The following is a 24,267-nucleotide window of genomic DNA, read 5'->3' as shown; positions in this document are numbered from 1 at the left end:
GACGCCTGTGATGGCCGCGCTGTTAGAGAGTGGAGGCGCCCTTCGACAAGCGCGCAGGGAAAGGTTTAAGTTCGCGCCGAAGGAGAATTGCGATGGCGATCGTGCGGCAGACCCTGGTGTATGATGGCCCCGGCGGCCCGTTCGAGGGCGTGATCACCTGGGAGGATGAGGTCGAGACGCAGCGCCCGGGCGTGCTCGTCTGCCCCAACATCCTGGGGCAAAAGGAAGCTGACAACCAGAAGGCGGAGGATCTCGCCAAACTCGGCTATGTCGCGCTGGCCTGCGACGTGTTCGGCCAGGGCCGGCGCAAGACGCGCGAAAGCAGCAACGTGTCCGAATATATGGACGAACTCGATGCCGACCGAGGCCTGCTGCGCGATCGGCTTGCCGCCTCGCTCGCGGCGCTGCGCGGCTTCGCCTCGGTCGATCCCGCTCGCGTGGCGGCGATCGGCTTCTGCTTTGGTGGCAAATGCGTGCTCGACATGGCGCGCGCCGGGCTGCCGATCCTGGGCGGAGTCAGCTTCCATGGCGTCTACGATCGGCCGGACTACGCCAATGTCGATCCGATTACGGCGAAGCTGCTGATCTGCCACGGCTGGGAAGATCCGCTCTGCCCGCCGGACACGATGGTAGCGCTAGGTCAGGAGCTAACCGCGGGCAAGGCCGATTGGCAGATCCACGCTTATGGCCATGCAGGCCACGCCTTCACCGACACCTCAGTCCCGGCCGGCCGCACCCCCGGCTTCGGCTATGACGAGAATGCCGACCGTCGCAGCTGGAAGGCGATGAGCGACTTTCTGGCCGAACTGTTTCTCTAGGGACGCGGCACCGGGCACCGGGCACGACGCACCCGCCCGGCCCGCTTACTCAGCGGCGTTGCGCTCCGGCGCGTCGAGGTCGCCGGGCAGCGCCCAGTGCATGTCACCCTTCCCCAGCGGACGGCCGTCGTGGCTCAGCACCGCCACCTGCTGGATCGGCCGGTTGTCGCGCGCATCGACCAGGATCGGGAAGGCCGGGCAACCGGTCTCCCACTTCTCCCCCCATTGCCGCAGCGCGACCATCGTGGGCAGCAGCGCATAACCCTTGTCGGTGAGGTGATAGGCGATCTTGCGCCGGTCCTCGACCAGTGAGCGGCGCTCCATGATTCCGTGATCGACGAAGCGCGACAGGCGGTTGGCCAGGATGTTGCGCGCGATGCCGAGCTCGGACTGGAATTCCTCGAAATGCTTCAGCCCGTTGAAGGCCGCGCGCAGGATCAGGAACGCCCAGCGCTCACCCATCGATTCCAGCGCGGCGGGAAGACTGCATTCCCCTAGCGGCTCGCGCAACTCACCCATCGATACTCCTTCTCACGCAACAAGGTAGCGCATCGCGCTCCATGCGCCGAGTACCAAATAAAAGTTGTCGATTGCAACTCGCACATGCGAGTTGCCTATTGAAACTCGCATGTGCGACATTTACGTCGCGCTTATTAGGTTTTGGGAGAGCCCACATGATTCGCATGCTTGCCAAGTCGGTACTCGCTTCCGCCGCGCTGCTGGCGTCCTTCGGGGCCCATGCGCAGACCAATGGCGCCTATGTCGCCACGCCGGCCGAAACGCCCACCAAGACCGTTCTGATGACCCGTGACACGCCGTGGATGCTGCGCAACGGTGCCTATGTCGCCACCAATGCGCCGATGCGTGACATGGCCGCCTGCCAGCTGGTCGCGCGCAGCACTGGCGCGCTCACCGCTTTCACTGCCAATGGCCAGGCGTTCGACGCCGTCGCACTCGATACCTGCAATGCCAAGGCGAAGGGCGGCAAGGCCGTCGCTGCCAAGGCGAGCGCGAACGCTGCGCCCGCCAACTGATCGGCGCTCCCGCCGATAAACGGAGAAGGGCCTGCCCCCGACGGGGCGGGCCCTTTTCGTTTATCCTGTGTTTTCTGTTGCAAAGCGCGGGGCGGCTGCTCAAGTCGATGCCGTGTTGCGGCAATATGAACTTGTGGATCGGGTCCTTGAGTATGACCCGGAGGCGGACGAGGCGCTGCTCAATCGCGCCTATGTGTTTTCGGTCAACGCGCATGGCACGCAGAAAAGGGCCAGCGGCGATCCCTATTTCAGCCACCCGATCGAAGTCGCCGGCATCCTGACCGAGCTTCACCTCGACGACGAGACGATCGCCACCGCGATCCTTCACGATACCGTCGAGGACACGGTCGCCACCAGCGACCAGATCCGCCAGATCTTCGGCGACAATGTCGCGCGGCTGGTCGACGGCGTGACCAAGCTGTCCAAGATCGAGGCGCAGACCGAAAGCGAGCGCGCGGCGGAAAACCTGCGCAAGTTCCTGCTCGCCATGTCGGGCGACATCCGCGTGCTGCTGGTGAAGCTGGCCGACCGGCTGCACAACATGCGCACGCTCCACCACATCAAGAACCCGGACAAGCGCAAGCGCATCGCGCGCGAAACGATGGATATCTACGCCCCGCTCGCCGAGCGGATCGGCATGTACGAGTTCATGAAGGAGATGCAGACGCTCGCCTTCCAGCAGCTCGAGCCGGAAGCGTATGAGTCGATCACCCGGCGACTGCAGCAACTTCAGGCCGGCGGCGGCGACCGGATCGAGAAGATCAAGCACGGGCTGAAGGATCTGCTCGCCCGCCACGGTATCGAGGCGGAAGTCTCGGGTCGCGAGAAGCACCCGTACAGCATCTGGCGCAAGATGCAGGAACGGCACATCAACTTCGAGCAATTGTCCGACATCATGGCCTTCCGCGCCATCGTGAAGGATGAGGACCAATGTTACGCCGCGCTCGGGCATATCCACCGCCGCTGGCCGATGGTGCCGGGCCGGTTCAAGGACTATATTTCGACGCCAAAGCGCAACGGCTACCGTTCGCTGCACACCACCGTCATCCATGACGAGAATCAACGCGTCGAAATCCAGATCCGCAGCGAGGAAATGCACGCGGAGGCGGAATTCGGCCTCGCCGCCCACTGGGCGTACAAGCAGGGTGAGAAGATCAGCCCGCAGACGCAGCAGGGCTGGATCGCCGACCTGGTGGAGATCCTCGATACCGCGGGCAGCCCCGAGGAGCTGCTCGAACATACCCGAATGGCGATGTATCAGGATCGCATCTTCGCCTTCACGCCGAAGGGCGAGTTGATCCAGCTGCCCAAGGGCGCGACGCCGATCGACTTCGCGTACGCGGTCCACACCGACCTCGGCGATCAGGCGGTCGGCGCGAAGATCAATGGTCGCGTGGTGCCGCTGCGCACCGCGATCGAAAATGGCGACCAGGTCCAGGTATTGCGGTCTAAGGCACAGACGCCGCAGCCCAACTGGCTGAACTTCGCGATCACCGGCAAGGCGCTGGCCGCGATCCGCCGGCATCTGCGACAGGTGGAGCGCGAACAGACGATCGCGCTCGGCCGCAAGCTCTACGAGGATATCGTCACTCGCCTGCCCGCCCCGCTCGGCGCGGACGCCATGGCCCATGCGCTGACCCGGCTGAAGCTGCCCGACGAGGCAGCGCTGATGCAGGCGATCGCCCGCCGCACGCTGACCGATGCGCAGGTGATGGAAGCACTGATGCCCGGCTCGGCCGGGGCCGATGTCGCGCATTCGCCGCCGCAATCCTCCGCGATCTCGATCGAGGGGCTCGCGCCCGGCGTCGCCTATGAGCTGGGCGAATGCTGCCACCCCGTCCCCGGCGACCGGATCGTCGGCCTGCGCCGCCCCGACGCCTCGATCGAGGTACATCGGATAGACTGCCCGACGCTGGCCGAACTCGCCGAACGATCGGACGAGGAAACCGACTGGATCGACGTCAAATGGGGCAACAAGACCGAGGGCGCCACGGCGCGCGTGTCGGTCGAGGTGAAGAACGAGCCCGGCGCCCTGGGCGTGCTCGCCACGATCATCGGTCAGCACAAGGCGAACATCATCAACCTGCGCCTCGACACCCGCGACACGCAATTCCACACCAATGTCATCGACGTGGAAGTGCATGATGCGCACCAATTGATGCGGCTGATCGCGGCGCTGCGCGCGGCGGACGCGGTGAACGCGGCCGAGCGCGTCTGATCCTGTCTGCGGTGGCTCGGCGCCTGACGGTGCGCGTGGCCACTTGCGGCAACATCACTGCCTTGCCTAGGATCGGTCAGCCCTCCTACCGAAAGGCCTAAGCACTTGGATCGTCGTTCCTTCCTTGCCTCGGCAAGCGCTGCCTCCGTCTTTGCCCTGATCCCCGACGCGCTCCGCGCGCAGACCGGCGGGGCCGGCGCTGGCGCGAACACCGCCACCAACCCGGCTGACGCCCAGCTCAACAGCCTGTTCGACAAGGTTTTCGCGCAGACGCTGCAGCGGTCGCCCGAACTGGCGACCTCGCTCGGCATGGACAAGGGCGCCAACGCCGCGCTCAAGCATCGCCTGACCGACCAGTCGGCCGCCGGCAAGGCCAGCGCCCGCGCCGAGCTGAAGCAGGCAATCGCCGCGATCCGCGCCGTCGATCCCGCGCCTCTCTCGACCCGCTCGAAGCTCGATCGCGAAGTGATCCTCTATTCGCTGGAAAGCCGCGCGATCCCCTATGATCGCTTCAAGCTGGACGGCGTGCAGCGCCCCTTCACCATCTTCCAGCAGGGCGGCAGCTATTTCTCGACGCCCGACTTCCTGAATTCCTCGCACACGATCAACAATGCGGCCGATTGCGAGGCCTATCTCGATCGCCTCGGCGCCTTCGCCAAGCGGCTCGACCAGGATACCGCGAACCAGAAGGAAGAGGCCTCGCGCGGCTATCTCGCGCCCGACTTCTCGCTTGACCTGACGCTTGGCCAGATGGCGAAGCTTCGCGGTCAACCCGCGGCCGACAGCGGCCTTGCGCAATCGGTGGCGAAGCGCGCCGCGGCGAAGAACATCGGCGGCGACTGGCAGGCTCGCGCGGCAAAGATCGTGGAGGGTGAGATCTACCCCGCACTCGATCGTCAGATCGCACTGATCAAGGCGCTGCGTCCGAAGGCGCGTAGCTCCGCCGGCATCTGGGACGTGCCGCAGGGCGACGCCATCTATGCCGCCGCGCTGGAGCAGGCGACCACTACCAAATACTCGCCGGCGGAGGTCCATCAGATGGGCCTCGACCAGGTGGCGGAAATCACCGCGCAGCTCGACACCATCCTGCGCAAGCAGGGCCTGACGCGCGGCAATGTCGGCGCGCGGCTGAACGAGCTCAATGTGCGGCCGGAACAAGTCTATCCCGACACCGCAGAAGGCCGCGCGGCGCTGATCAAGGGCCTGAACGAGGGCAATGCGGCCATGACCGCGAAGCTGGGTCAGGCGATCCTCAACCCGCCCAGCGAGCCGCTCGACATTCGCGCGGTGCCGGTGGACATTCAGGACGGCGCCTCCAACGGCTATTACAGCCGCGCCGCGCTCGATGGCTCGCGCCCGGCGATCTACTGGATCAACCTGAAGAACGTCGGCGACTGGCCGAGATATTCGCTGCCCAGCCTCACCTATCACGAAGGCGTGCCGGGCCATCACCTGCAGATCTCGATCGCGCAAAAGGCGCCGCAGCCGCTGTTGCGCAACCTCAGCTTCTTCAGCGGCTACAGCGAAGGCTGGGCGCTCTACGCCGAAAGCCTCGCCGACGAACTGGGCGGCTATGCCGACGATCTGGAGCGTGCGGGCTTCCTGCAGAGCTACCTGTTTCGCGCCGCCCGCCTCGTCATCGACACCGGCATCCATACCAAGCGTTGGACGCGCGATCAGGCGACCGATTACATGGTCGAAACGGTCGGCTTCGCCCGCCCGCGCTCGCAGCGCGAGATCGAGCGTTACTGCACCCAGCCGGGTCAGGCGTGCAGCTACAAGGTGGGTCACGCCGCTTGGGTCCGGGCGCGAGAGACGGCGCAGAAGCTGCGCGGTGACAAGTTCGACCTGCGCCAGTTCCACGAGGTGCTGCAATATGGCGCGGTGCCGCTGACCATCCTGCAGCGGCTCGTCGAGGAGCAGGCCCGCACCGCCTGACGCCTTCGCTGCGGCGTCCACACGGCGCTTGTTGCGCGAGGGCGACGGAACTGTTCAGGGATCATCGCGTAGGACAGGACCGAAAGGATCCTGCCCCGCATGACTCGCCTGCTTTCCGTCGCCCTCGCCCTCCCCGCCGCCACCATGGCGGTCACCATCCCCGCCACCGTCAGCGCACAGGCGCGGTCGATCTCCGCCAGTGAGAAGGCGCAGGGCGCGGAAGCCAACCCGCAATTGCTGGCCGAGTTCGGCGGCAAATATGACGGGCCGCAGGCGGCCTATGTCGAGCAGGTCGGCAAAAGGGTGGCAGTGCAATCGGGCCTGTCCAACGCGCAGGGCGATTTCACCGTCGCCCTGCTCAATTCGCCGGTCGAGAACGCCTTCGCCATCCCCGGCGGCTATGTGTACGTCACGCGCCAGCTGCTCGCGCTGATGAACAGCGAGGCTGAGCTCGCCAGCGTGATGGGGCATGAGGTGGGTCACGTCGCCGCGCGTCACTCCGCCGGGCGTCAACGTACCGCCGGCATCGGATCGCTCCTCGCCGGGGTGGTCGGTGCGGTCGCCGGCAACAGCGCGATCGGTCAGCTGGCGGGTGCCGGCGCGCGCAGCGCGGCGCAACTCTACACGCTGAAATATGGCCGCGATCAGGAATATGCCGCCGACGCGCTAGGAGTGCGGTACATCGCCGGCGCCGGCTACAATCCCTTCGCCGCCGCCGACATGCTCGAACAGCTCGGCGCGTCCACCAGCCTCAACGCGCAGCTCGCCGGGCAGCAGAGCGGGGTGCCCAGCTGGGCATCGACACACCCCAACAGCCGCGAGCGTGTGCAGCGCGCACGGCAATTGGCGCAGCAGACCGGTCGCGCCGCGGCACCGGTTGGGCAGCAGGACGTCGCGTTCCTCCGCCGGCTCGACGGCATGGTCTATGACGATGATCCCCGGCAGGGCGTGGTCAACGGCCAGACCTTCGTCCATCCCGTGATGCGCCTGCGCTTTACCGCGCCGACCGGCTATCGCATCGCCAACGGCAGCGATGCGGTGACGGTCGCCGGCAGCGGTGGCCAGGCCCAGTTCAAGGCCGCGGCGGCGACCAGCGACCTTCCCACCTTCGTCGCACAGCAGTTCCGCGCGCTGGGTGCCAGTGCCGCGCCGGCGGCGCAGGCCGGCCGCGCCAACGGCCTGGACTACGCCTATTCCACCGTGCGCGCGAACGCGAACGGCCAGTCGGTCGACGCCACGGTGCTCGCCTACCGCTTTCCGTCGGCGACTTATTACTGGACCATCGTCACCCCGGCGGGCCGCGGGATCGGACCGTTCGCTCCGTTGATCGAAAGCGTCTCGCCAATCACCGCTCAGGATGCCGCCAAGGTCCGCGGCAAGAAGCTGCGCATCGTCACGGTCAAGGCCGGCGACACGATCGACAGCCTGTCGCGCCAGATGGCCTATACCGATGCGCAGCGCGACCGGTTCATGACGCTGAACGGCCTGTCTGATCGCGACACGCTTCGTCCCGGTATGCTCGTCAAGGTCGTGACGGAGGCCTGAGCATCCTGTAACGCCGCGCGGATGCACCGCCCTGCCCTTTCGATCGTCATTCCTTGCTATAACGAAGCCGACACGCTGCCGCTGTTGCACCAACGCGTGTCGGCGGCGGCGCGCGCCGCCGTGGGCGACGATCACGAGATCGTGCTGATCAACGATGGTTCGCGCGACGACAGCTGGGCGATCATGCAATATCTCGCCACCACCGATCCCCGGCTGGTGGCGATCAACCTCTCGCGCAATCACGGCCACCAGCTGGCGCTGACCGCCGGCCTTGACCTGTGCTCGGGCGAACAGATCCTGATCATCGACGCCGATCTTCAGGATCCGCCCGAATTGCTCGGCGAATTGCGGGCGACCATGGCGCGCGAGAATGCCGACGTCGTCTATGCCGTCCGTCGCAAGCGCGCAGGCGAAACCTTGTTCAAGAAGGCGACCGCCGCCGCTTTCTACCGCCTGCTCGACCGGCTGACCGACACGCCGATCCCGCTCGACACCGGGGACTTCCGCCTGATGAGCCGCCGCGCGCTCGATGCGCTTTTGTCGCTCCCCGAACAGGCGCGCTTCATCCGCGGCATGGTGGCGTGGATCGGCTTCCGCCAGGTGCCCTTCCCCTATGATCGTGCGGAGCGGCACGCAGGCGAAACCAATTATCCGCTGTCGAAGATGCTTCGGCTCGCCTTTGACGCGGTCACCGGATTCTCCACTGCGCCGCTGCGCTTCGCCAGCCATGCGTCGGTCGCGCTCGCGGGCCTTGCGCTGTTGCTGCTGTTCTACATCGCGTGGGGGTATTTCGAGGGCAATCCGGTCCAGGGCTGGACCTCGACGATGCTGGTGGTGACGGTGCTCAGCGCGGTGCAGATGTTCGTGCTCGGCATGATCGGCGAATATCTCGGCCGGCTGTACATCGAATCGAAGCGCCGCCCGCTGTACCTGGTCGCCGATATCGCCGGCACCGTGCATCGCCGCGCCACGCTCGGCTTCCAGGCCGAAGGCACCCGCATCCCCGCGCATGAGATCGCCCGCGAGGAGAACGCCTGACGCGCCCCGTCGCGGCCGAACCCGCGCGATCGGCGCTTCCGCGATTGAAGATATGACAACGGTATCCTATCGGTCAGGCTGGTAAGAGGGGAACAGGCCTGTGACGACGACGACAATCGCCGATCGGCGCCGCTGGATCGTGCTCGGGCTGGTGTTCGTCGCCATCGTGCTCAACTATGTCGATCGCCAGATACTGGCGCTGCTGAAGCCGACGCTGCAGGCAGAATTCGACTGGTCTGACCGCGACTACAGCCACATGGCCTCCGCCTTCCAGTTCGCGGCGGCGGTCGCTTTCCTCGGCACTGGCTGGTTCATCGACAAGATCGGCCTGCGCTGGGGCTTCGCCATCGGTGTCGGCGTGTGGAGCCTCGCCGGCATGGCGCACGCCTTCGCCACCACCGTCTCGGGCTTCGTTGCCTCGCGCGCGGTACTCGGCGCCGCCGAATCGATCGGCACGCCGGCCGCGGTGAAGACCGCCGCGACCTATTTCGGCGGCAAGGATCGCTCGGTCGCCCTCGGGCTGGTCGGCATTGCGCCCAACATCGGCGCGATCCTGACGCCGCTGCTGATCCCGGTGATGGCGCTCATGTTCGGCTGGAAGGCGACCTTCCTCATCGCCGGCGGGCTCGGGCTGGTGTGGGTTGTCGCCTGGCTGATGATGCGCATCCCGCCGCAGCCCAATGCCGCGCGCGATGCCGCCGCGCCCAAGATCGCTTGGAGCAGCCTGCTGAAGGATCGCCGGCAATGGGCAGTGATCCTGGGCAAGGCGCTGACCGATCAGGTCTGGTGGTTCCTGTTGTTCTTCATGCCCGACATGTTCCACCGCACCTTCGGCCTGTCGCAGGGCACGCTGGGGCTGCCGGTCGCCTTCGTCTATTTCATGGCGGCGCTGGGCGGCCTCAGCGGCGGCTTCCTGCCGGCGCGGCTGCTGCGCCGCGGCTGGAGCGTCAATGCCGCGCGGAAGACGTCGATGCTGATCTATGCACTGCTGATCGTCCCTATCCCCGTGCTGGTCGGTGTCGACAGCGCCTGGGTGGCCGCCGCGATCCTCGGGCTCGGCCTGTTCGCTCATCAGGGTTTCTCGACCAACCTGTTCGGCCTGACGACGGATATCTTCCCCGCGCGCATCGTCGGCTCGGCGATCGGTATTGGTGCCTTTGCCGGGAATCTCTCGGGCATGGCGATGATCGAATTTGCCGGTTGGTCACTCGACAACGGTCACGGATATCTGCCGATGTTCCTGATCTGCTCGCTGACCTATCTCGCGGCGCTCGCCGCGATCCAGCTGATCCTGCCGCGCGTGGTGGCGATCGACGAGGACGCGGACGACGGCACGGCGGCACCGGTCATCGCGCACTAAGGCGGAAACGGCCGGCCGATCCGCCCGATCAGCCGGCCCACACCTCGGCATAAAGCTGCGCCATCTCCTCCGCATCGGGCACGCGCGGGTTGTTGGCCGGCGATCCCGACGCCGCCGCCTGCGCGCACATCACCGGCACCAGCGCATGCCAGCGCGCGCCGTCGATCCCCCATGCCGCCGGCCCGGGAACCGCGAGATCGCGGTTCAGCGTGGCAAGCTCCTCCAGCAGCCGAGCGACGGCCAGCTGGTCGCCATCAGCATCGTCCGCGACCCCCATCGTGCGTGCGCAGGTCGCATAGCGGGCAAGCGCGGCGGGCGCTGACCAGCGGGTTACGGCCGGCAGCAGCATCGCGTTGGACAGGCCGTGCGGCACATGAAAATGCGCGCCGATCGGCCGGCTCATGCCATGCACCAGCGCGACCGAGCTGTTGGAAAAGGCGATGCCCGCCTGCGTCGCGCCCAGCATCATCGCCTCGCGCGCGGCGGCATCGCCAGGATCGGCATAGACGCGCCGCAGGTTGGGCGCGATCGCACGCATCGCAAGCAATGCCATGCCGTCGCTGAACGGATTGGCGCGGCGAGAGACATAGGCCTCGATCGCATGAGTCAGCGAATCGATCCCCGTATCGGCAGTCAGCCGCGCCGGCATGCTGAAGGTCAGCTCGTAGTCGACCAGCGCCGCGACCGGCAGATAGGCGAGGCCGGCGCACAGCATCTTCTCGTCGGTGGTCTCGTCGGTGATGATGGTGAAGCGGGTCGCTTCCGACCCCGTCCCCGCCGTCGTCGGAATGGCAATGATCGGCAGCCCCGCCGCATCCTGCACGTGCGGCGCCTTATAGTCGGCCATCGTGCCGCCATGTGCGGCGAGCAGCGCGATCGCCTTTGCCGTGTCGATCGGACTGCCACCGCCAAACCCGACGACGCAATCATGATCGCCCGCACTGACGCAATCATGATCGCCCGCACTGAGGCAGGCGAGCCCCGCCTTGACTGATGCGACCGTGGGATCGGGCACAGTGTCGGCAAACAGGCGATAATTGATCCCGGCCGCGTCCAGCCCCGCACACAGGCCCGCGACCTGCCCCGCTTCCAGCAGCCATGGGTCAGTGACGATCAATGGCCGGGCAAGGCCCAGCGTCGCCAGCACCTCCGCCAGTCGGCGCGACGCGCCGCCGCCGATGTGCAGCAGGCGGGGCAAAGCAATGGCCGCGATTGTCACGCTATGTCTCTCCTGTCCCGCCCCGGTGATCGCACAAGGGATCACATCATCTCGCCGCCCTGGTGACCGTCGTTCGCGGCCTTGGTGCCATGATCCAACGTCATAAACACATATGGATCAAGACCATTTACCTTGGCCGGGCGGGAACGACGCCCGCCACGCTGCCGTTGAAGGGCGATCTACAAGGAGAGGCAAGATGCGTTACTTCGCACTATTCGGCGCAGCCGCACTGTTGCTGCCCGCCGTGGCGACCGCACAGACCGCCAGCCCGCAGGGCGGATCGGCGGGCGGCACCGCCGGCCAGACCGGCGCACCCGGCGGTACGATGACCAGCCAGCCGGGACAGGCCGACAGCAGCACTGGCGGCACCACGGGCGGCAAAATGGATCAGCACGGCCAGCATGGCGGTGTGATGGGCCCGCAAGGCAGCGCACCGGGCCGCGTACCCAACAGCCCGACGGCGAACACACCCGACAGGGTGACCGGCACGCCGCCGGTGCGCACCGGCACCAGCACGTCGACCACTGATCCGCGCGGCACCACACCGACGTCCGATCCGCAGGATGCAACGCCGCCGCGTTGACGACCGACCAACACGCTCACCCCGGCGCTCGCGTCGGGGTGCGTTGTGGCTCAGGCCGGTTCGGCCAGCGTGATGATCGAAACGCCCGGCGGCATCGGCAGCCGGCCGACCATATGCCGTTCCAAGCGGAAGATCTTCTCGAACAGCGTGTTCAGCGGCGCGGCGGGTGGCGTATCGTCGCTGTCCTCGCGACCGGTGATCCGGCCCATGATCCGCGCCCCCGCGGCGAGCGGGAACAGCAGCGAGTTGAAATAGCCCAGCTTGCGCGGGCGCAGGCCCGCGGCATCGATCGCCTTAACCAGCGTCGTCTTGGAATAGCGCCGGTGGTGGTGGTTCACCACGTCATGCGCGCTCCACATCCATTGATGCGCCGGCACGGTGATCAGGATCTTGCCACCGGGTGCCAGCCGCGCACGCATCGCCTGCAGCGCGGCGACATCGTCCTCGATATGCTCGACCACATCCAGCACCGCGATCAGGTCGTAATGCGCGTCCGGCACGCCGGGTAGCGCCGGCAGCGGCGCATCGCCCACCGCCTTGCCCAGCCGCTGGCTCGCCACGTCACGCGCCGCCGGATCAATCTCGATCGCATCGACGCGGCCGAATTGCGCCAGCATCGGCAGGTTATGCCCCGTCCCGCACCCGATCTCCAGGATACGCGCCTCTTTCGGCAGCCGCCCCTCGCGCGTCAGATAATCGGCCAGGATGTCGCGGCGCGCGCGATACCACCAATGGGTGGAATCATGTTCGGCCATACGGTCGTAAACGCGGCGATCCATATCAGGAAAATACCCACAGACGGTTGAGCGAGAAGGTGACCAGCGGCGTCACCACCACGATCGGGATCAGCGGCCACCACCAGGGTCCCGCCAGCATCGCATCATCGGTCAGCAGCCACACCCAGAAAGTGTTGACCGCATAGCTGACCAGCGACACCGCGAAAAACTTGGATGCCGACGTCTTCGCCGAGACACCATGCCCGCGAAAGCTCCACTTGCTGTGCAGCACATAGCCGGACAGCATCGCCACCAGATAACCGGCGATATTGGCGACCTGCTCAGACGTGATCTTGAATGCGGCGAGCGGCGAATAGACCAGCGCATACAGCCCGGTCGCCAGCCCCCCGGCCACGCCAAACCGGACCAACTGCCAGAATGTTTCGCGCATTTCTGCCGAGCCGAACTTGTTGCGAACAGCGTCCACGCCTTGCCCTTTGTGCCGCCTCGGGTAGAGGCGGGCGCCACCGATAGCCCGCCCGGGCCGAACCGGAAGAATGTCGTGGGCGTCTAATGGCCTGCGGTCGGCGAGGAAAGCCCCGTGAACAAGTTGCCCTCATCCTTGTCCGCCGAACTGGACCGGCACTGGATCAAGCTGACCACGATCGCCTGGGTGGTGATCGTGATCTTCTACGTGTGGAAACGGTGGGCGGCGATCCACTGGCTGTCGCTGGCGGACACCGACGACAACATGCGGCTGATGCAGGTGCGGGCGCTGCTTGACGGGCAGGGCTGGTACGACCTGCGCAACTATCGGCTCAACCCGCCGGTCGGCTTCGACATTCACTGGTCGCGCATCGTCGACCTCCCCATCGCCGGGCTGATCCTGCTGCTGCGCCCGTTCGTCGGCGTGGTGGAGGCGGAAAAGCTGGCCTGTGGCATCGCCCCCTTGCTGCCGCTCGGCGTCACGCTGATCGGCCTGGGCGCAACGGTCCGTCGCCTGGTCTCCCCGGTCGCCTGGCCGCTCGCGATCGTGTTCCTGATGGGCTCGACCGTCGCGCTGATGATGTTCATGCCCGACCGCATCGACCATCATGGCTGGCAGCTGGCGATGCTCAGCCTGACCGTCGCCGGGCTGTGCGATCCCGATGGCGCGCGCGGCGGCATCACCGTCGGGCTGGCCAGCGCGCTGTCGCTTACCATCGGGCTGGAGATGCTGCCCTATTGCGCGATGGCGGGCGCGATCATCACGCTGCGCTGGGTGTGGGACGCGGGCGAGCGCCGCCGCCTGCTGGGCTATGCCATCTCGCTGGGCGGCGGATGCGCCGCGGGCTATGTGATCTTTGCGTCTGAAGCCAACCGCGTGATGCGCTGCGATGCCCTCACCCCGATCTGGCTCAGCGTCTTTGTCGCCGCCGGCGCATTGCTGACGCTGCTCGCACTCCTGTCGCCCGAAAAGCGCGCGTTGCGCTTTGCGCTCGCCGCGGTCGCCGGCGCAGTGATCGCGGGCGGCTTTGCCACCCTCTTCCCGCAATGCCTGCAGCGCCCGGAGCAGGTATCGGACGAGCTCTACGCCAATTGGCTCAGCAACGTGCGCGAGGCAAAGCCGATCTATCGCCACGCCTTCCGCACCGGCTTCCCGCTCGCCGCCTTGCCGGTGATGGGTCTGATCGGCGCCGGGATCGCGATCTGGCGCGCGCGGCGCAGCCCGACCCTGATCGGATGGGCCTGCGTCGGCCTGTTCGCCCTGTTCTCCGCCCTGATGCTGCTGTGGCAGGTGCGCAGCGGTCCCGCGGCTCAGGTGATGGCGATCCCCGGCGTCACCGCGCTGGCCTGGATGGTGCTGCCCTGGCTCCTCGGTCAGCGATCGATCTTCGTGAAGGTACTGGCGACCGGCGCCGTCTTCGTCCTCATCTCGGGCATGTTCGCCGGCATGCTGCTGCGCGCGTTGCCGATCGACGTGCCCAAGCCCTATGTGAAGCGCGTCAATCGTGCGACGGGCCTGTGCCTGACCATGCCCGCGATGACTCCGTTGAACCGGATCCCCGCGACGACGATCTTCACCTTCACCGATCTCGGCCCGCGGCTGATCGCGCTGACGCATCACAATGCGATCGCCGGTCCCTATCACCGCAATGGCGACGCGATCCTCGACGTCCAGCACGCCTTCAAGGGCACTCCGGAAGAGGCGCGCGCAATCATGAAGCGGCACGGCGCGACGATGATGCTGGTCTGCCCGAACATGGCGGAATCGACGGTGTATCGCGATCGCGCGCCCGGCGGCTTCTACGACCGGCTGGCGCATGGCGAGACCTTCGAGTGGCTGACTCCGGTGCCGCTGCCCAAGGGGTCACCGCTGCGGCTGTTCCGAATCAACTGAGCCGTCGCCACGCCTTCAGGCGGCGGGCAGGCTCAGCACGAACCGCGCGCCCTCGCCCGGCGCGCTGTCGACCGTCAGATCGCCGCCCATCACTCGCGCCAATCGGCGGGCGATGTAGAGGCCAAGGCCGCTGCCGCCCGGCTCGCTGGTGTCGACGCGCTCGAACTTGGCGAAGACCCGCTCGTGATCCTCGGGCGCAATGCCCTTGCCTTGGTCGGCAACGATCGCGAACACGCGGTCGCCATCGCGCTGCAGCCGGAGCCACACGGTCGAACCGCGCGGTGAATAGCGCACCGCATTGCCGATCAGATTGACCATGATCTGCAGGATGCGGCGGAACTCCCCGCGTACCGGCTGCGGCTCGTCCGTGCCGCCGCGATCGATCGTCACGCCCGCATCGGCGGCGCGCACGGCAAGCAGCCCGGCGCCCCGGCGGACTACATCGGCCAGGTCCACGATCTCCGCCTCTGCGGCGAAATCCTCGCGCTCGATCGCCTCGATATCGGCAAGGTCGTCGATCAACCCCATCAAATGCCGTCCGGCGCTGGCAATATCGGCCGCGTAATCGGCATATTGCGGATCGATCAGTCCGTCCGCGCCCGCATTGATGCTGTCGGCATTGGCGACGATGCGGCCCAGCGGCGTGCGCAGGATACGATCCAGCCGGTGGTTGAACGCGCCGTCCAGCCCGGTGCGCGGCCGGTGATCGGGCCGGCTCTCCGCCGGATGCACGAACGCGGCACCGGCAAACCCGGCGAAGGCCCCGCCCCGGTCGCGCCGCACATGCCCCGCCAGCATGAAGCGGTCGACGCTACCCGCGAGCACAGCCGGCTGCTCCGCAAAATCGTCGACTGACGCGACCGCCTCCAGCAGCGGCAAGGCGCCATGCGGGTCGCTTTGCAGCGTGAACAACCGCGTCAGCGGCTGGCCCAGCACGCTCGCCGCATCAATCCCGTGCCGCTCTGCCGCCTCGATCGACAGGCGCTGCAGCCGCAATGCCGCGTCCACGTCCCAGGTCCAGTCCGCGCCGGCCGGATACGGCACCGCCAGCGCGGGCTGCACCGGCCGCCACGCAGCACGCTCGCGCAATGGGGAAATCGTCAGCGTCGTTGCGCGCGGGCCGGGCTCGACCCGTACCCAGCAATCGATATCCACATCCATGTCGGCGATGGTGACCGCGCGTGAAAGCGGGATCTGCAAGCGTCGCGACAACCGTACCATCGCGGCGATCTGCGGATTGGCGAGCGGCTGCCCCATCGCACCGCCGGCCCGCTCGTTCAGCGTCAGGAACTCGGGGCTCGCCGCGACCAGCCGGTCTGCCGGGTCGACCTCAGCGTGAAGGGTCATGCCTTCGATCACGGCCGCGGGCCACCCTCGACGGCGGCAATCGCGGCACGGTACGCCGGCGGCAGCGCCAGATCGGCCAGCGCGTCACGCGCGGCCGCGGCGGGAACCGCAGCGATCGTGTCGAGCAGCGCGCCAAACGCTTCCAGGTCGCGCCGCGGATCAACCTCGGCAAGCAGATAGCCAATGCGCGCGATCGCGGCCCGTCCGATGTCGAGCGATCGCAGTGCCAGCCACAAGCGGTGCCCCCCGGGCTCCAGCGTCAGCGCCCCCACGATGCGCGGTGCCACCGCCATCCGCCGCGCCAGCATGGCAACGAACAACGCGACCGACCCATCATCCAGCGCATCCACCAGCATGGTCGCTGGGTCTGACGGCTCGCGGTCGATCATCCGCGCCAGTTCTGCCGCGCATCGCTCCAGGCTGGCGGCCTCGTCGCGGGCAAGCAGATGCTGCTCGACCGCCGCGACGATCAGCCGGTCGGCGTCTCTGCCCTCCGCCTGAAACGTCGGCCGCAGCGCCGCGGCGACCAGCCATGCAGCGCGCAGCCCCATCGCGGGGGTCAGCAACTCTCCCGCGCCGGCGTCGCCCGCGGCCGATCGACTTTCCGCCAGGCGATAGCTGCGCGCCGCCGCAGCGACCGCCTGGTCCCGGCCCTCCACCAACCGCGACAGCAGCGGCATCTGCGCCCCGGGCGGCCGATTGGCCCTCAGCGCCTCGCCGAGCAGGTCCTGCCGTGTACGGTCCAGCAACTCCCCGATCAACTCGGGATCGCGCAGCGCGTCACTCGCCGCCAGCCGAGCGATGAGCGGCGCGGCTTCGAAGGAATTGCCGGGCGCTGCCCCGCGCTGCGCCCAGCAACGCGCATGAAGGTCCGCGCCAATCGCGACGATCGTCGACCGCAGCAACAGCCCCAGCCGCGCGCGGGTGCGATCATCAAGCCGATACTCATCCGGCAGGAACAGGTCGTCGATCGTCGCCGCGAGATACCGCCGCGCACCCCGCCCAGCCGCGTCCGCACGCGCCAGCAGCGCGGCAACGTCCGACGGCAGGCCCGGCAGGCCTGGGGGAGAATCGACCGACATGCGCCTGCCCTAGCGCGGTCGACGTTAAGGCGCTGCTAAGCGCGCGCGTAAAGTTTCGATGGCGAGCGCAAGCGTCACCGTGGCGTAGATCGCCGCTCCGGTCAGCCCCACCATGGGCCAGCCGATCAGCGCGCCGAGCGCCAGCACCAGCAGATAGGCCGAGGGATCACCCCAGAACATCGGGCGATCCGCCGCCACAGCGCGGAGCCCCAGCGCCCCGGCCACGACCAGCGCCAGCGCCACGATCAGCGCAGTGAGCTCGCCCGTTTCGGCGTCGATCGCCCGGCCCAGCACCATCGCTGCGATCGCCGGTACGCCATATGTCAGCGCATCGGTCATCCGCCCCAGCAGCTCCTCGTCGCGCAGCCAAGCAAAGCTGGAGGCGATGGTCGCTGCGATCACGCCCAGCAGCGCAAGAAGAAGCCCCACGGCCGCCTGTCCGGCCCATAACGTGGCGAGCCCGCCCAGCGATACGATCGCCGCACCGGCGGCCATAGCGGCGGTCGGCACGTGGCGCCGCATCAGCGCGGGCAGGCACAGCTTGGCAACCGGCCGCACGATCCACCGCTGGAACCAGCCCGACCGGCTCGCCACCGCTGCGCTCACCACCGCGCGGCTGCGTATTTCCAGCGTGTCGCGCCGCCGTTCGATCCCGTGCCCCGCGCCGCGTTCGTCGTCGGGCATCTGCAATCGCAGCGCGCCCGATTGCGCCGCCACATGGAGCAGCGCCGATTGCACGTCATAGTCGCGCGGCATGGCGGCGACATCGCCCAGATGGCGGCCATCGAGGCGCGCGATCCCGGCCCACGCATCGCCCCCACCGATCAGCTCATAGGCGGCGTCCGCTTCATCCTCCGCGGCGACCAGCAGGACATCGCCCCCTTCCCGCGCAATCGGATGCAGGATCGCGTCGGTCGTCACCAGCCCGTCAGCCAGCACCAGCAGGTGCGACAGAGGGTGCAGCCGCGCGGCGGCCTCCGCGGCGCTGCGCACGGTATCGACGGTCACGCCGCGCCGGCCGATGCGGGCTACGGCGCCCAGCAATTCGGGGGTGACGCGCGCGACGACGACGACGATCTGCGCCGCGCCCCCGGCGATCAGCAGGCGCGCCTGATATTCCACCACCGTCATCCCCGCGAAGGGCAAGGTGGCGGCCAGCGTCCCGGGCCGGTCGTCGGCTTCCTGTACGGCAAAGATCAGCCCTGCGAGCATCGGGCGCTGTTACGGTCAGTCCCGGACCGGAGCAATCGCGAACCGCGGCCGGACGGGCTTGCTAGCTTACAATCGTGCGATCATCTGCCGCAACTGCTTCACCATCAACGCATCGCCCGCAGGCTTGCGCGCCGCTTCCGTCGCGAGCGCCGCGAGGCGGACGGCACCGAAGCTCGCCGCCAGCCCCTTCAGCCGCCACGCCGCCGCCTGCCACGCCGCGTCATCCTGCGCGCTTTCGATCGCCGCCAGCCCGCGTCGGGCACTGTCGCGAAAGGCAGCGCGCAGCTCCGCGATCAACGCCGGGTCGTCGCCCACCGCCGCGCTCAGCGCCGCATCAATCGCACCGGGATCAACCGCCATGCACATGCCGCTAGCATGCAACGCTTAATCGCAGGTTGCCGCTATTTGCTTTGAGCGACATGATTTCGTGTTACACCTGCGACATGACCGGGGGCCCGACGATCATCGACATGCGCACGCGCAAACCCAGCGACGCAGCAATGCACAACATGGAGGAATCTCCAGCCGTGATCGCCGAGCAGGTAACCGTGGAAAACCAGGAAGCTATATACCTGCCTGAGGGCGTGGAGCCGGTATCGCCGTGGCGGACCATCGGACCGGTCGCGCTGGTCGGGGTATCGCTTATCTGGGTCGCGGCGCTCGTCTGGCTGGCGCGCGGTGACCTGGCCGCCATGTCCGCATTGGATCTGGCGCAGTTCGGCGCCGCGCTGGTGGCCGTTCCCGCGCTGGCAGGGATCATCTGGCTGGTCGCGCTGCGCACCAGCCGTGCGGAGGCCGAGCGGTTCGGCGCCACGGCCGCCGCCATGCGTGAGGAGGCCGCCGCGCTCGAACGCACCGTCGCCTCGCTCGCCGCCGCGCTCGATGCGAACCGGGACAAGCTGGCCGAGCAGGCCAGGCAGCTGAGCGCGCTGGGCGACAGCGCGACGGCGCGGCTGTCCTCGATCGGCCGCGGCCTGTCGGAGGAGATCGACCAGGCCGATGTCCACGCCCGTTCGCTGGCGGAGGCCGCGACCACGGCGCAGAACAGCCTGTCGGTGCTGCTCGCCACCATGCCCAAGGCGCAGAGCGAGGCTGAGGGGCTGACCACCCGCATCGAGAATGCCGGGTTGGCCGCCGGGCAGCAGGCGGCGGCGCTCGACGCGCAGATCGTCGCGCTGGCGGAGCGTGGCCGCGAGGCGGAAGCGGTCGCTGGCGGCGCGGCGCAGAAGCTCGCCGCGCACATCGGCCGGATGGAAGCGACCAGCGAGACTGCCGGGGCGAGGCTCGAGGCGGTCACCGGCGAAATGTCCGCCGCGGTCGACGCACTGCTTGATCGCACCGCACAGGCGATCGATGAATCGCGCAAGGGGATCGCGGCGCAGGCCGACGCGATGCTGGCGATGGTCGGCACCAACCAGGCCGCGCTTGACACCGCGGCGCGCGAAAGCGCGGAGTCGCTCGCTGAGCGGATCGCGGTGATCGAGGTAGTGATCGATCGCATCACCGAACGGCTGGATCAGCAGCGCCATGCCAGCGACGGGCTGATCGGCGATCTCCAGGGCGCGCTCGGCGGGATCGAGGATCGCCTCGCCCGCCTGCACCAGCAGGGTGTCGAACGCTCGCAGATGCTCGCCGCGTCGATTTCGGCGCTCGGTGGCTCGGCCGACGCGATGACCCAGGCGCTGGCCGCTGGCGACGCCATGGCGGGTCGCGCGATTGAAACCACCGAAGCGCTGCTGCTCGCGCTCGATTCTGCCACGCGCGAGATCGACGAGACGCTGCCGGCCGCGGTCGATCGGCTCGACGACCGCGTTGTCGCCGCCAAGGCGGTCGTGGTCGCCGCCAAGCCGGAACTCCTCGCGCTCGTCACCGCTGCGGAAAGCACCCATGAAGCGATCGAGGCGATTGCCCAGGTCATCGCCGAACAGCGCGGCAACGTCGACTCGCTGACCGGCACATTGCTTGAAACGCTGGCGACCGGCCGCGCGAAGGCGGACGCCATGGGCCAGATGGTCGACGAGGCCGCGGACCGCGCCAACCGCTTCGCCGAAGAGGCCGCCCCCCGCCTCATCGAAATGCTGCTTCGGGTGCGGGACACTGCCACCCAGGCGGCGGAGCACGCCCGCGAGGTGCTGGCGCGCGTCGTGCCGGAGGCCGCCGACGCGCTCGAAAAGTCCGGTGCTGCCGCGCTCCGCCGCGCCGTCGATGCCGGCCTCGACCAGCAGATTGCGCAGATCGCCAGCACCGCCGATGCGGCGGTGGGTGCCGCCACCCAGGCCGCGGCGCGTCTCGATCAGCAGCTACAGGCGATCCACGCGCTGACCGTGGCGGTTGACGAGCGCATCGACACCGCGCGCACCGAGCGTGAGCAGCACGAGCAGGAAAGCTTCGCCCGACGCGCCGCGCTGCTGATCGACTCGCTAAACTCGTCCGCGATCGACATCACGCGCAACTTCGCCACCGATGTCGCCGACAGTGCCTGGGCGGCCTATCTGAAGGGCGATCGCGGCGTCTTCACCCGTCGTGCCGTCCGCCTGCTGGGCGATGTCGAGCATCGCGAGATCGCGGCGCTGTATGACGAGGATGAGGCGTTCCGCGATCAGGTGAACCGCTACATTCATGATTTTGAGGCGATGCTGCGCACAATCCTGGCGCAGCGCGACGGCTCGCCGCTTGGCGTGACGTTGCTGTCGTCGGATATGGGCAAGCTCTACGTCGCGCTCGCCCAGGCGATCGAGCGGCTGCGCTGACCCGCGGCACCCCGCCGCATCGGCACACAAGAAAGAGCGCAGGGGCGGTCGCCGCTCCTGCGCTTTTTCGTATCAATCGACGGTCGAGGTCCCGATCCCGTATTTGGTCATGTCGACCATGTCAGGCGTGATCCAGCCGTAGAGGTAATTGGCGAAGAACAGCGCGAACAGCACCGTTGCGACGATCGTGACGCGCAGGGCAGTGCGCCCGGCGGCAAATTGATGCGGCGCGCTGTCTGCCTGGCCGGGCACATGTTCCTCGCCCGCTTCCGCGCTGGTGCGCACCCCGAACGGCAGCACCAGAAACACGGAGAACGCCCAGAACAGGATGTAGATCGCCAGCGCCGACGTCCAGTTCATCGCTCGTCAGACCTCCAGCAGCAGAACATCGACCACGGGCTTCTTGCCCGTCCAGCGGGTGGCACAGCGCCGAACCGCGAGGCGAATGTCCTCCCGCAGGCGATCCATGTCACGCGCGCCGCCCGAAACCGCCTCGGCTGCGGCGTCCTCGGCATCGGCGATGAAGGCGTCGCGCTCTTCCTCGACCGGAATGCCCTGCAAGCGGACCTGCGGCGATCCGGCGACGCGCCGGTTCTTGCCCACCGCCACCGCGACGGAGATCTGGCCATGCAGGCTGATCCGGCGACGTTCGTTGATCGTGCCGCCATCCGCCGGCAGGATCACGTCACCGTCCAGCACCAGTCGCCCGACCGGCGCATGGCCGATCTTGGCAGGGGCGCCCGGGGCCAGCCGCACCAGGTCGCCATCGTTCTGCACCAACGTCTCGGGAATCCCCTTCGACAGGCCGAACCGCGCATGCTCCATCAGGTGGCGCATCTCGCCATGCACCGGCACCAGGATGCGCGGCCGCAGCCAGCCGTACAGCGCCTCCAGCTCGGGCTGTCCGGGGTGGCCGGACACGTGAACATGCGCCTGCTTCTCCGTCACCATCTTCACGCCGCGTCCCGCCAGCGTGTTCTGGATCCGGCCGATCGCGACCTCATTGCCGGGGATCTGCTTGGACGAGAAGATGACCGTGTCACCCGACTCCAGCTTGATCGGGTGGTTGCCCGTCGCAATCCGCGCCAGCGCAGCGCGATCCTCGCCCTGGCCGCCCGTCGCCACCACCAGCACCTTGTTGCGCGGCATCCGCATCGCCTCCTCGGGCGACACGGTATCGGGGAAGTCCTTCAGATAGCCGCAGGCGCGCGCGACCTTGATGATCCGGTCAAGCGAGCGCCCCGCAACGCACAGCGCCCGCCCAGTCTCGACGGCAACCTGCCCCAGCGTGTGGAGGCGCGCCGCGTTGGAAGCAAAGGTCGTCACCACCACGCGGCCCCGTGCGGCGGAAATCGCCTCCAGCAGGCCGGTCTGGACCGTGCCCTCCGATCCCGACGCCTCGGCATTGAAGACATTGGTCGAATCGCACACGAGGACGTCGATGCCGCGGTCGCCGATCGCCGTCAGCTGCTCGGGCGAGGCGGGCGTCCCGATCACCGGCGCCGCATCCAGCTTCCAGTCGCCGGTGTGGAACACCCGGCCCGCGGGCGTCTCGATCACCAGCGCATTGGCCTCTGGGATGGAGTGCGACATCGGCACGAACTCGAACCCGAACGGTCCGACGCGGAACGCCTCGCCTGGCTGGATCACGCGGATCTTCACCCGGTCGGCGATCCGCTCCTCCTCCAGCTTGTGCCGGATCAGGCCCGCGGTGAACGGCGTCGCATAGATCGGCACGCCCAGGTCATCAGCCAGATACGGCAGCGCGCCGATATGGTCCTCATGGCCGTGCGTGATGACGATGCCGTCCAGCGTGTCGAGCTGATCCTCGATGAAGCTCAGGTCCGGCAGGACCAGGTCGATCCCCGGATATTGATGGTCGGCAAAGGTAACGCCGCAATCCACCATCACCCACCGGCCATCATGGCCGTACAGGTTCACGTTCATCCCGATTTCACCTGAGCCGCCGAGGGCGCAGAAGAGCAGTTCGTTCTTCTTGGAAATGATCTCAATCCTTCACTGCCCGCGAAGCAACGCCCGGCGGGTAGGCGCACGCTCCGGCGCGCCGTTTCACGCGACCTCCAATATGGGGGAGGCCTTCCCCAATCCCGTCCCCCGCTTTGTCCAGCGGGCGCCTAATACTGCTGCCGATAGGGCCGTCGTCTCGACGCCGGTATCGTAGCCGGCGGGCAACCTTGCCCTTCAGCGGCAGAGAAACTCACGCAGCAATATGGGCGCGCTCCCACATGATCGCCAGCCCCTGGATCGTCAGGTCGGGCTCGATCGCGTCGAACACGTCGGTATGCTGCTCGAACAGTGTCGCGAGGCCACCGGTGGCGATCACCTTGGCGGGCCGGCCGATCTCCGCCTTCATGCGGCTGACCAGCCCCTCGATCATGGCGATATAGCCCCAGTAGATGCCGATGTTCATCTGATCTACCGTGTTGCGGCCGATCACGCCGACATTGCCCTTGGGCGCCTCGATGGCGATCCGCGGCAGCTTCGCCGCGGCATTGACCAATGCGTCGAGCGACAGGTTAATTCCCGGCGCGATGATCCCGCCCTTATAGGCGCCGTTGAAGTCGGACACGTCCAGCGTCGTCGCGGTGCCGAAATCGATCACGATCAGGTCACCCGCGTGCAGCGCATGCGCCGCAATCGTATTCACCGCGCGGTCCGCACCCAGGCTTTGCGGCTCGTCAACGTCCAGCGCGACGCCCCATTCCACCGGCGGCCGTCCGGCGATCAGCGCATCGGTGCCGAAATATTTGCTCGAAAGCACTTCCAGGTTGTGCAGCGCGCGCGGCACCACCGTGGAGATGATCACCCCGTCGACATCGCTGCGCTGATAGCCTTCCAGCGCCAGCAGCTGGCTCAGCCAGACGGCATATTCGTCGGCGGTACGGCGCGGGTCGGTGGCAATCCGCCACCGGGCGCGGATCTCACGGCCGCCCTCTGGCCGCAAGGCGATCAGCGCGAACACCACATTGGTATTTCCCGCATCAACCGCGAGCAGCATCATCCCCT

General features: G+C 67.6%; 21 protein-coding genes. 10 read left to right on the top strand and 11 right to left on the bottom strand.

Annotated elements, in window-relative coordinates:
* The first annotated feature begins 92 nt into the window (after window positions 1-92).
* Complete coding sequence (locus XM50_RS12820; RefSeq protein ID WP_046409969.1) at window positions 93-818, top strand: dienelactone hydrolase family protein; 726 nt, start codon at window positions 93-95, stop codon at window positions 816-818.
* Window positions 819-863: 45 nt separating this feature from the next.
* Here the strand turns inward: XM50_RS12820 and XM50_RS12815 are convergent, their stop codons facing one another.
* On the bottom strand, window positions 864-1,337 hold the full coding sequence (locus tag XM50_RS12815) for a winged helix-turn-helix transcriptional regulator (protein WP_046409968.1): 474 nt from the start codon (window positions 1,335-1,337) through the stop codon (window positions 864-866).
* 155 nt (window positions 1,338-1,492) lie between these two features.
* Here XM50_RS12815 and XM50_RS12810 point away from each other — a divergent pair, with 155 nt between their 5' ends.
* From XM50_RS12810 to XM50_RS12785, 6 genes are all read left to right on the top strand, one after another.
* Window positions 1,493-1,852, top strand: a complete 360-nt coding sequence (locus XM50_RS12810) for a CC_3452 family protein (protein ID WP_046409966.1) — start codon at window positions 1,493-1,495, stop codon at window positions 1,850-1,852.
* Window positions 1,853-1,964: 112 nt separating this feature from the next.
* Window positions 1,965-4,070: a RelA/SpoT family protein gene (locus XM50_RS12805; RefSeq protein WP_046409965.1), complete on the top strand. Its 2,106-nt coding sequence runs from the start codon at window positions 1,965-1,967 to the stop codon at window positions 4,068-4,070.
* A 105-nt stretch (window positions 4,071-4,175) separates the two neighbouring features.
* Window positions 4,176-6,008, top strand: a complete 1,833-nt coding sequence (locus tag XM50_RS12800; RefSeq protein WP_046409963.1) for a DUF885 domain-containing protein — start codon at window positions 4,176-4,178, stop codon at window positions 6,006-6,008.
* A gap of 99 nt (window positions 6,009-6,107) precedes the next feature.
* Window positions 6,108-7,553 (top strand): M48 family metalloprotease, encoded by a 1,446-nt coding sequence (locus tag XM50_RS12795; protein WP_052742566.1) that lies wholly within the window; start codon window positions 6,108-6,110, stop codon window positions 7,551-7,553.
* Window positions 7,554-7,574: 21 nt separating this feature from the next.
* Entirely contained in the window at window positions 7,575-8,591 is a 1,017-nt protein-coding gene (locus XM50_RS12790; protein WP_046409961.1) for a glycosyltransferase family 2 protein, read from the top strand.
* A gap of 100 nt (window positions 8,592-8,691) precedes the next feature.
* Complete coding sequence (locus tag XM50_RS12785; RefSeq protein WP_231621969.1) at window positions 8,692-9,951, top strand: MFS transporter; 1,260 nt, start codon at window positions 8,692-8,694, stop codon at window positions 9,949-9,951.
* A 28-nt stretch (window positions 9,952-9,979) separates the two neighbouring features.
* Here XM50_RS12785 and XM50_RS12780 read toward each other — a convergent pair whose 3' ends face one another.
* Window positions 9,980-11,170: an iron-containing alcohol dehydrogenase gene (locus XM50_RS12780; protein ID WP_082103049.1), complete on the bottom strand. Its 1,191-nt coding sequence runs from the start codon at window positions 11,168-11,170 to the stop codon at window positions 9,980-9,982.
* 196 nt (window positions 11,171-11,366) lie between these two features.
* On the opposite strand from XM50_RS12780, the gene XM50_RS12775 reads away from it, so the two are divergent.
* Window positions 11,367-11,753 (top strand): hypothetical protein, encoded by a 387-nt coding sequence (locus XM50_RS12775; RefSeq protein WP_046409960.1) that lies wholly within the window; start codon window positions 11,367-11,369, stop codon window positions 11,751-11,753.
* A 50-nt stretch (window positions 11,754-11,803) separates the two neighbouring features.
* Here XM50_RS12775 and XM50_RS12770 read toward each other — a convergent pair whose 3' ends face one another.
* Window positions 11,804-12,532 (bottom strand): class I SAM-dependent methyltransferase, encoded by a 729-nt coding sequence (locus XM50_RS12770; protein WP_046409958.1) that lies wholly within the window; start codon window positions 12,530-12,532, stop codon window positions 11,804-11,806.
* Between the two features lies 1 nt (window position 12,533).
* Window positions 12,534-12,956 (bottom strand): GtrA family protein, encoded by a 423-nt coding sequence (locus XM50_RS12765; RefSeq protein ID WP_231621968.1) that lies wholly within the window; start codon window positions 12,954-12,956, stop codon window positions 12,534-12,536.
* A 114-nt stretch (window positions 12,957-13,070) separates the two neighbouring features.
* Here XM50_RS12765 and XM50_RS12760 point away from each other — a divergent pair, with 114 nt between their 5' ends.
* On the top strand, window positions 13,071-14,849 hold the full coding sequence (locus tag XM50_RS12760; RefSeq protein ID WP_231621967.1) for an AcrB/AcrD/AcrF family protein: 1,779 nt from the start codon (window positions 13,071-13,073) through the stop codon (window positions 14,847-14,849).
* Between the two features lie 15 nt (window positions 14,850-14,864).
* Here the strand turns inward: XM50_RS12760 and XM50_RS12755 are convergent, their stop codons facing one another.
* From XM50_RS12755 to XM50_RS12740, 4 genes are all read right to left on the bottom strand, one after another.
* Window positions 14,865-16,196 (bottom strand): sensor histidine kinase, encoded by a 1,332-nt coding sequence (locus XM50_RS12755; protein ID WP_046410049.1) that lies wholly within the window; start codon window positions 16,194-16,196, stop codon window positions 14,865-14,867.
* 8 nt (window positions 16,197-16,204) lie between these two features.
* Entirely contained in the window at window positions 16,205-17,278 is a 1,074-nt protein-coding gene (locus tag XM50_RS12750) for a hypothetical protein (protein ID WP_046409955.1), read from the bottom strand.
* 24 nt (window positions 17,279-17,302) lie between these two features.
* Window positions 17,303-18,490, bottom strand: a complete 1,188-nt coding sequence (locus XM50_RS12745; protein ID WP_046409954.1) for a hypothetical protein — start codon at window positions 18,488-18,490, stop codon at window positions 17,303-17,305.
* A 66-nt stretch (window positions 18,491-18,556) separates the two neighbouring features.
* A complete protein-coding gene (locus XM50_RS12740; protein WP_046409952.1) occupies window positions 18,557-18,850 on the bottom strand; it encodes an Hpt domain-containing protein in 294 nt (97 codons plus the stop codon).
* Between the two features lie 83 nt (window positions 18,851-18,933).
* On the opposite strand from XM50_RS12740, the gene XM50_RS12735 reads away from it, so the two are divergent.
* The gene (locus tag XM50_RS12735; RefSeq protein WP_046409951.1) at window positions 18,934-21,240 is read left to right on the top strand and encodes a hypothetical protein; all 2,307 of its coding nucleotides are present in this window, start codon (window positions 18,934-18,936) and stop codon (window positions 21,238-21,240) included.
* 72 nt (window positions 21,241-21,312) lie between these two features.
* Here the strand turns inward: XM50_RS12735 and XM50_RS12730 are convergent, their stop codons facing one another.
* The 3 genes from XM50_RS12730 to XM50_RS12720 form a co-directional block, all read right to left on the bottom strand.
* On the bottom strand, window positions 21,313-21,600 hold the full coding sequence (locus tag XM50_RS12730; RefSeq protein WP_046409950.1) for a DUF1467 family protein: 288 nt from the start codon (window positions 21,598-21,600) through the stop codon (window positions 21,313-21,315).
* A gap of 6 nt (window positions 21,601-21,606) precedes the next feature.
* A complete protein-coding gene (locus XM50_RS12725; RefSeq protein WP_046409949.1) occupies window positions 21,607-23,187 on the bottom strand; it encodes a ribonuclease J in 1,581 nt (526 codons plus the stop codon).
* Between the two features lie 271 nt (window positions 23,188-23,458).
* Window positions 23,459-24,259 (bottom strand): type III pantothenate kinase, encoded by an 801-nt coding sequence (locus tag XM50_RS12720; protein WP_046410048.1) that lies wholly within the window; start codon window positions 24,257-24,259, stop codon window positions 23,459-23,461.
* Between the last annotated feature and the right edge of the window lie 8 nt (window positions 24,260-24,267).

Source organism: Sphingomonas sp. Ag1, from assembly GCF_000980895.1.
Classification (GTDB): Bacteria; Pseudomonadota; Alphaproteobacteria; order Sphingomonadales; family Sphingomonadaceae; genus Sphingomonas; species Sphingomonas panaciterrae.
Note: the sequence above shows the minus strand (reverse complement) of the source record. Positions and strands in the feature narration are given on the sequence as shown.

What these genes read in the sequence shown, in the direction of transcription:
- XM50_RS12820 (WP_046409969.1), top strand. Translation starts at nt 93, where the DNA reads ATGGCGATCGTGCGGCAGACCCTGGTGTATGATGGCCCCGGCGGCCCG.
- XM50_RS12815 (WP_046409968.1), bottom strand. Translation starts at nt 1,337, where the DNA reads ATGGGTGAGTTGCGCGAGCCGCTAGGGGAATGCAGTCTTCCCGCCGCG.
- XM50_RS12810 (WP_046409966.1), top strand. Translation starts at nt 1,493, where the DNA reads ATGATTCGCATGCTTGCCAAGTCGGTACTCGCTTCCGCCGCGCTGCTG.
- XM50_RS12795 (WP_052742566.1), top strand. Translation starts at nt 6,108, where the DNA reads ATGACTCGCCTGCTTTCCGTCGCCCTCGCCCTCCCCGCCGCCACCATG.
- XM50_RS12790 (WP_046409961.1), top strand. Translation starts at nt 7,575, where the DNA reads ATGCACCGCCCTGCCCTTTCGATCGTCATTCCTTGCTATAACGAAGCC.
- XM50_RS12775 (WP_046409960.1), top strand. Translation starts at nt 11,367, where the DNA reads ATGCGTTACTTCGCACTATTCGGCGCAGCCGCACTGTTGCTGCCCGCC.
- XM50_RS12770 (WP_046409958.1), bottom strand. Translation starts at nt 12,532, where the DNA reads ATGGATCGCCGCGTTTACGACCGTATGGCCGAACATGATTCCACCCAT.
- XM50_RS12755 (WP_046410049.1), bottom strand. Translation starts at nt 16,196, where the DNA reads ATGACCCTTCACGCTGAGGTCGACCCGGCAGACCGGCTGGTCGCGGCG.
- XM50_RS12750 (WP_046409955.1), bottom strand. Translation starts at nt 17,278, where the DNA reads ATGTCGGTCGATTCTCCCCCAGGCCTGCCGGGCCTGCCGTCGGACGTT.
- XM50_RS12745 (WP_046409954.1), bottom strand. Translation starts at nt 18,490, where the DNA reads ATGCTCGCAGGGCTGATCTTTGCCGTACAGGAAGCCGACGACCGGCCC.
- XM50_RS12740 (WP_046409952.1), bottom strand. Translation starts at nt 18,850, where the DNA reads ATGGCGGTTGATCCCGGTGCGATTGATGCGGCGCTGAGCGCGGCGGTG.
- XM50_RS12735 (WP_046409951.1), top strand. Translation starts at nt 18,934, where the DNA reads ATGACCGGGGGCCCGACGATCATCGACATGCGCACGCGCAAACCCAGC.
- XM50_RS12730 (WP_046409950.1), bottom strand. Translation starts at nt 21,600, where the DNA reads ATGAACTGGACGTCGGCGCTGGCGATCTACATCCTGTTCTGGGCGTTC.
- XM50_RS12725 (WP_046409949.1), bottom strand. Translation starts at nt 23,187, where the DNA reads ATGAACGTGAACCTGTACGGCCATGATGGCCGGTGGGTGATGGTGGAT.
- XM50_RS12720 (WP_046410048.1), bottom strand. Translation starts at nt 24,259, where the DNA reads ATGCTGCTCGCGGTTGATGCGGGAAATACCAATGTGGTGTTCGCGCTG.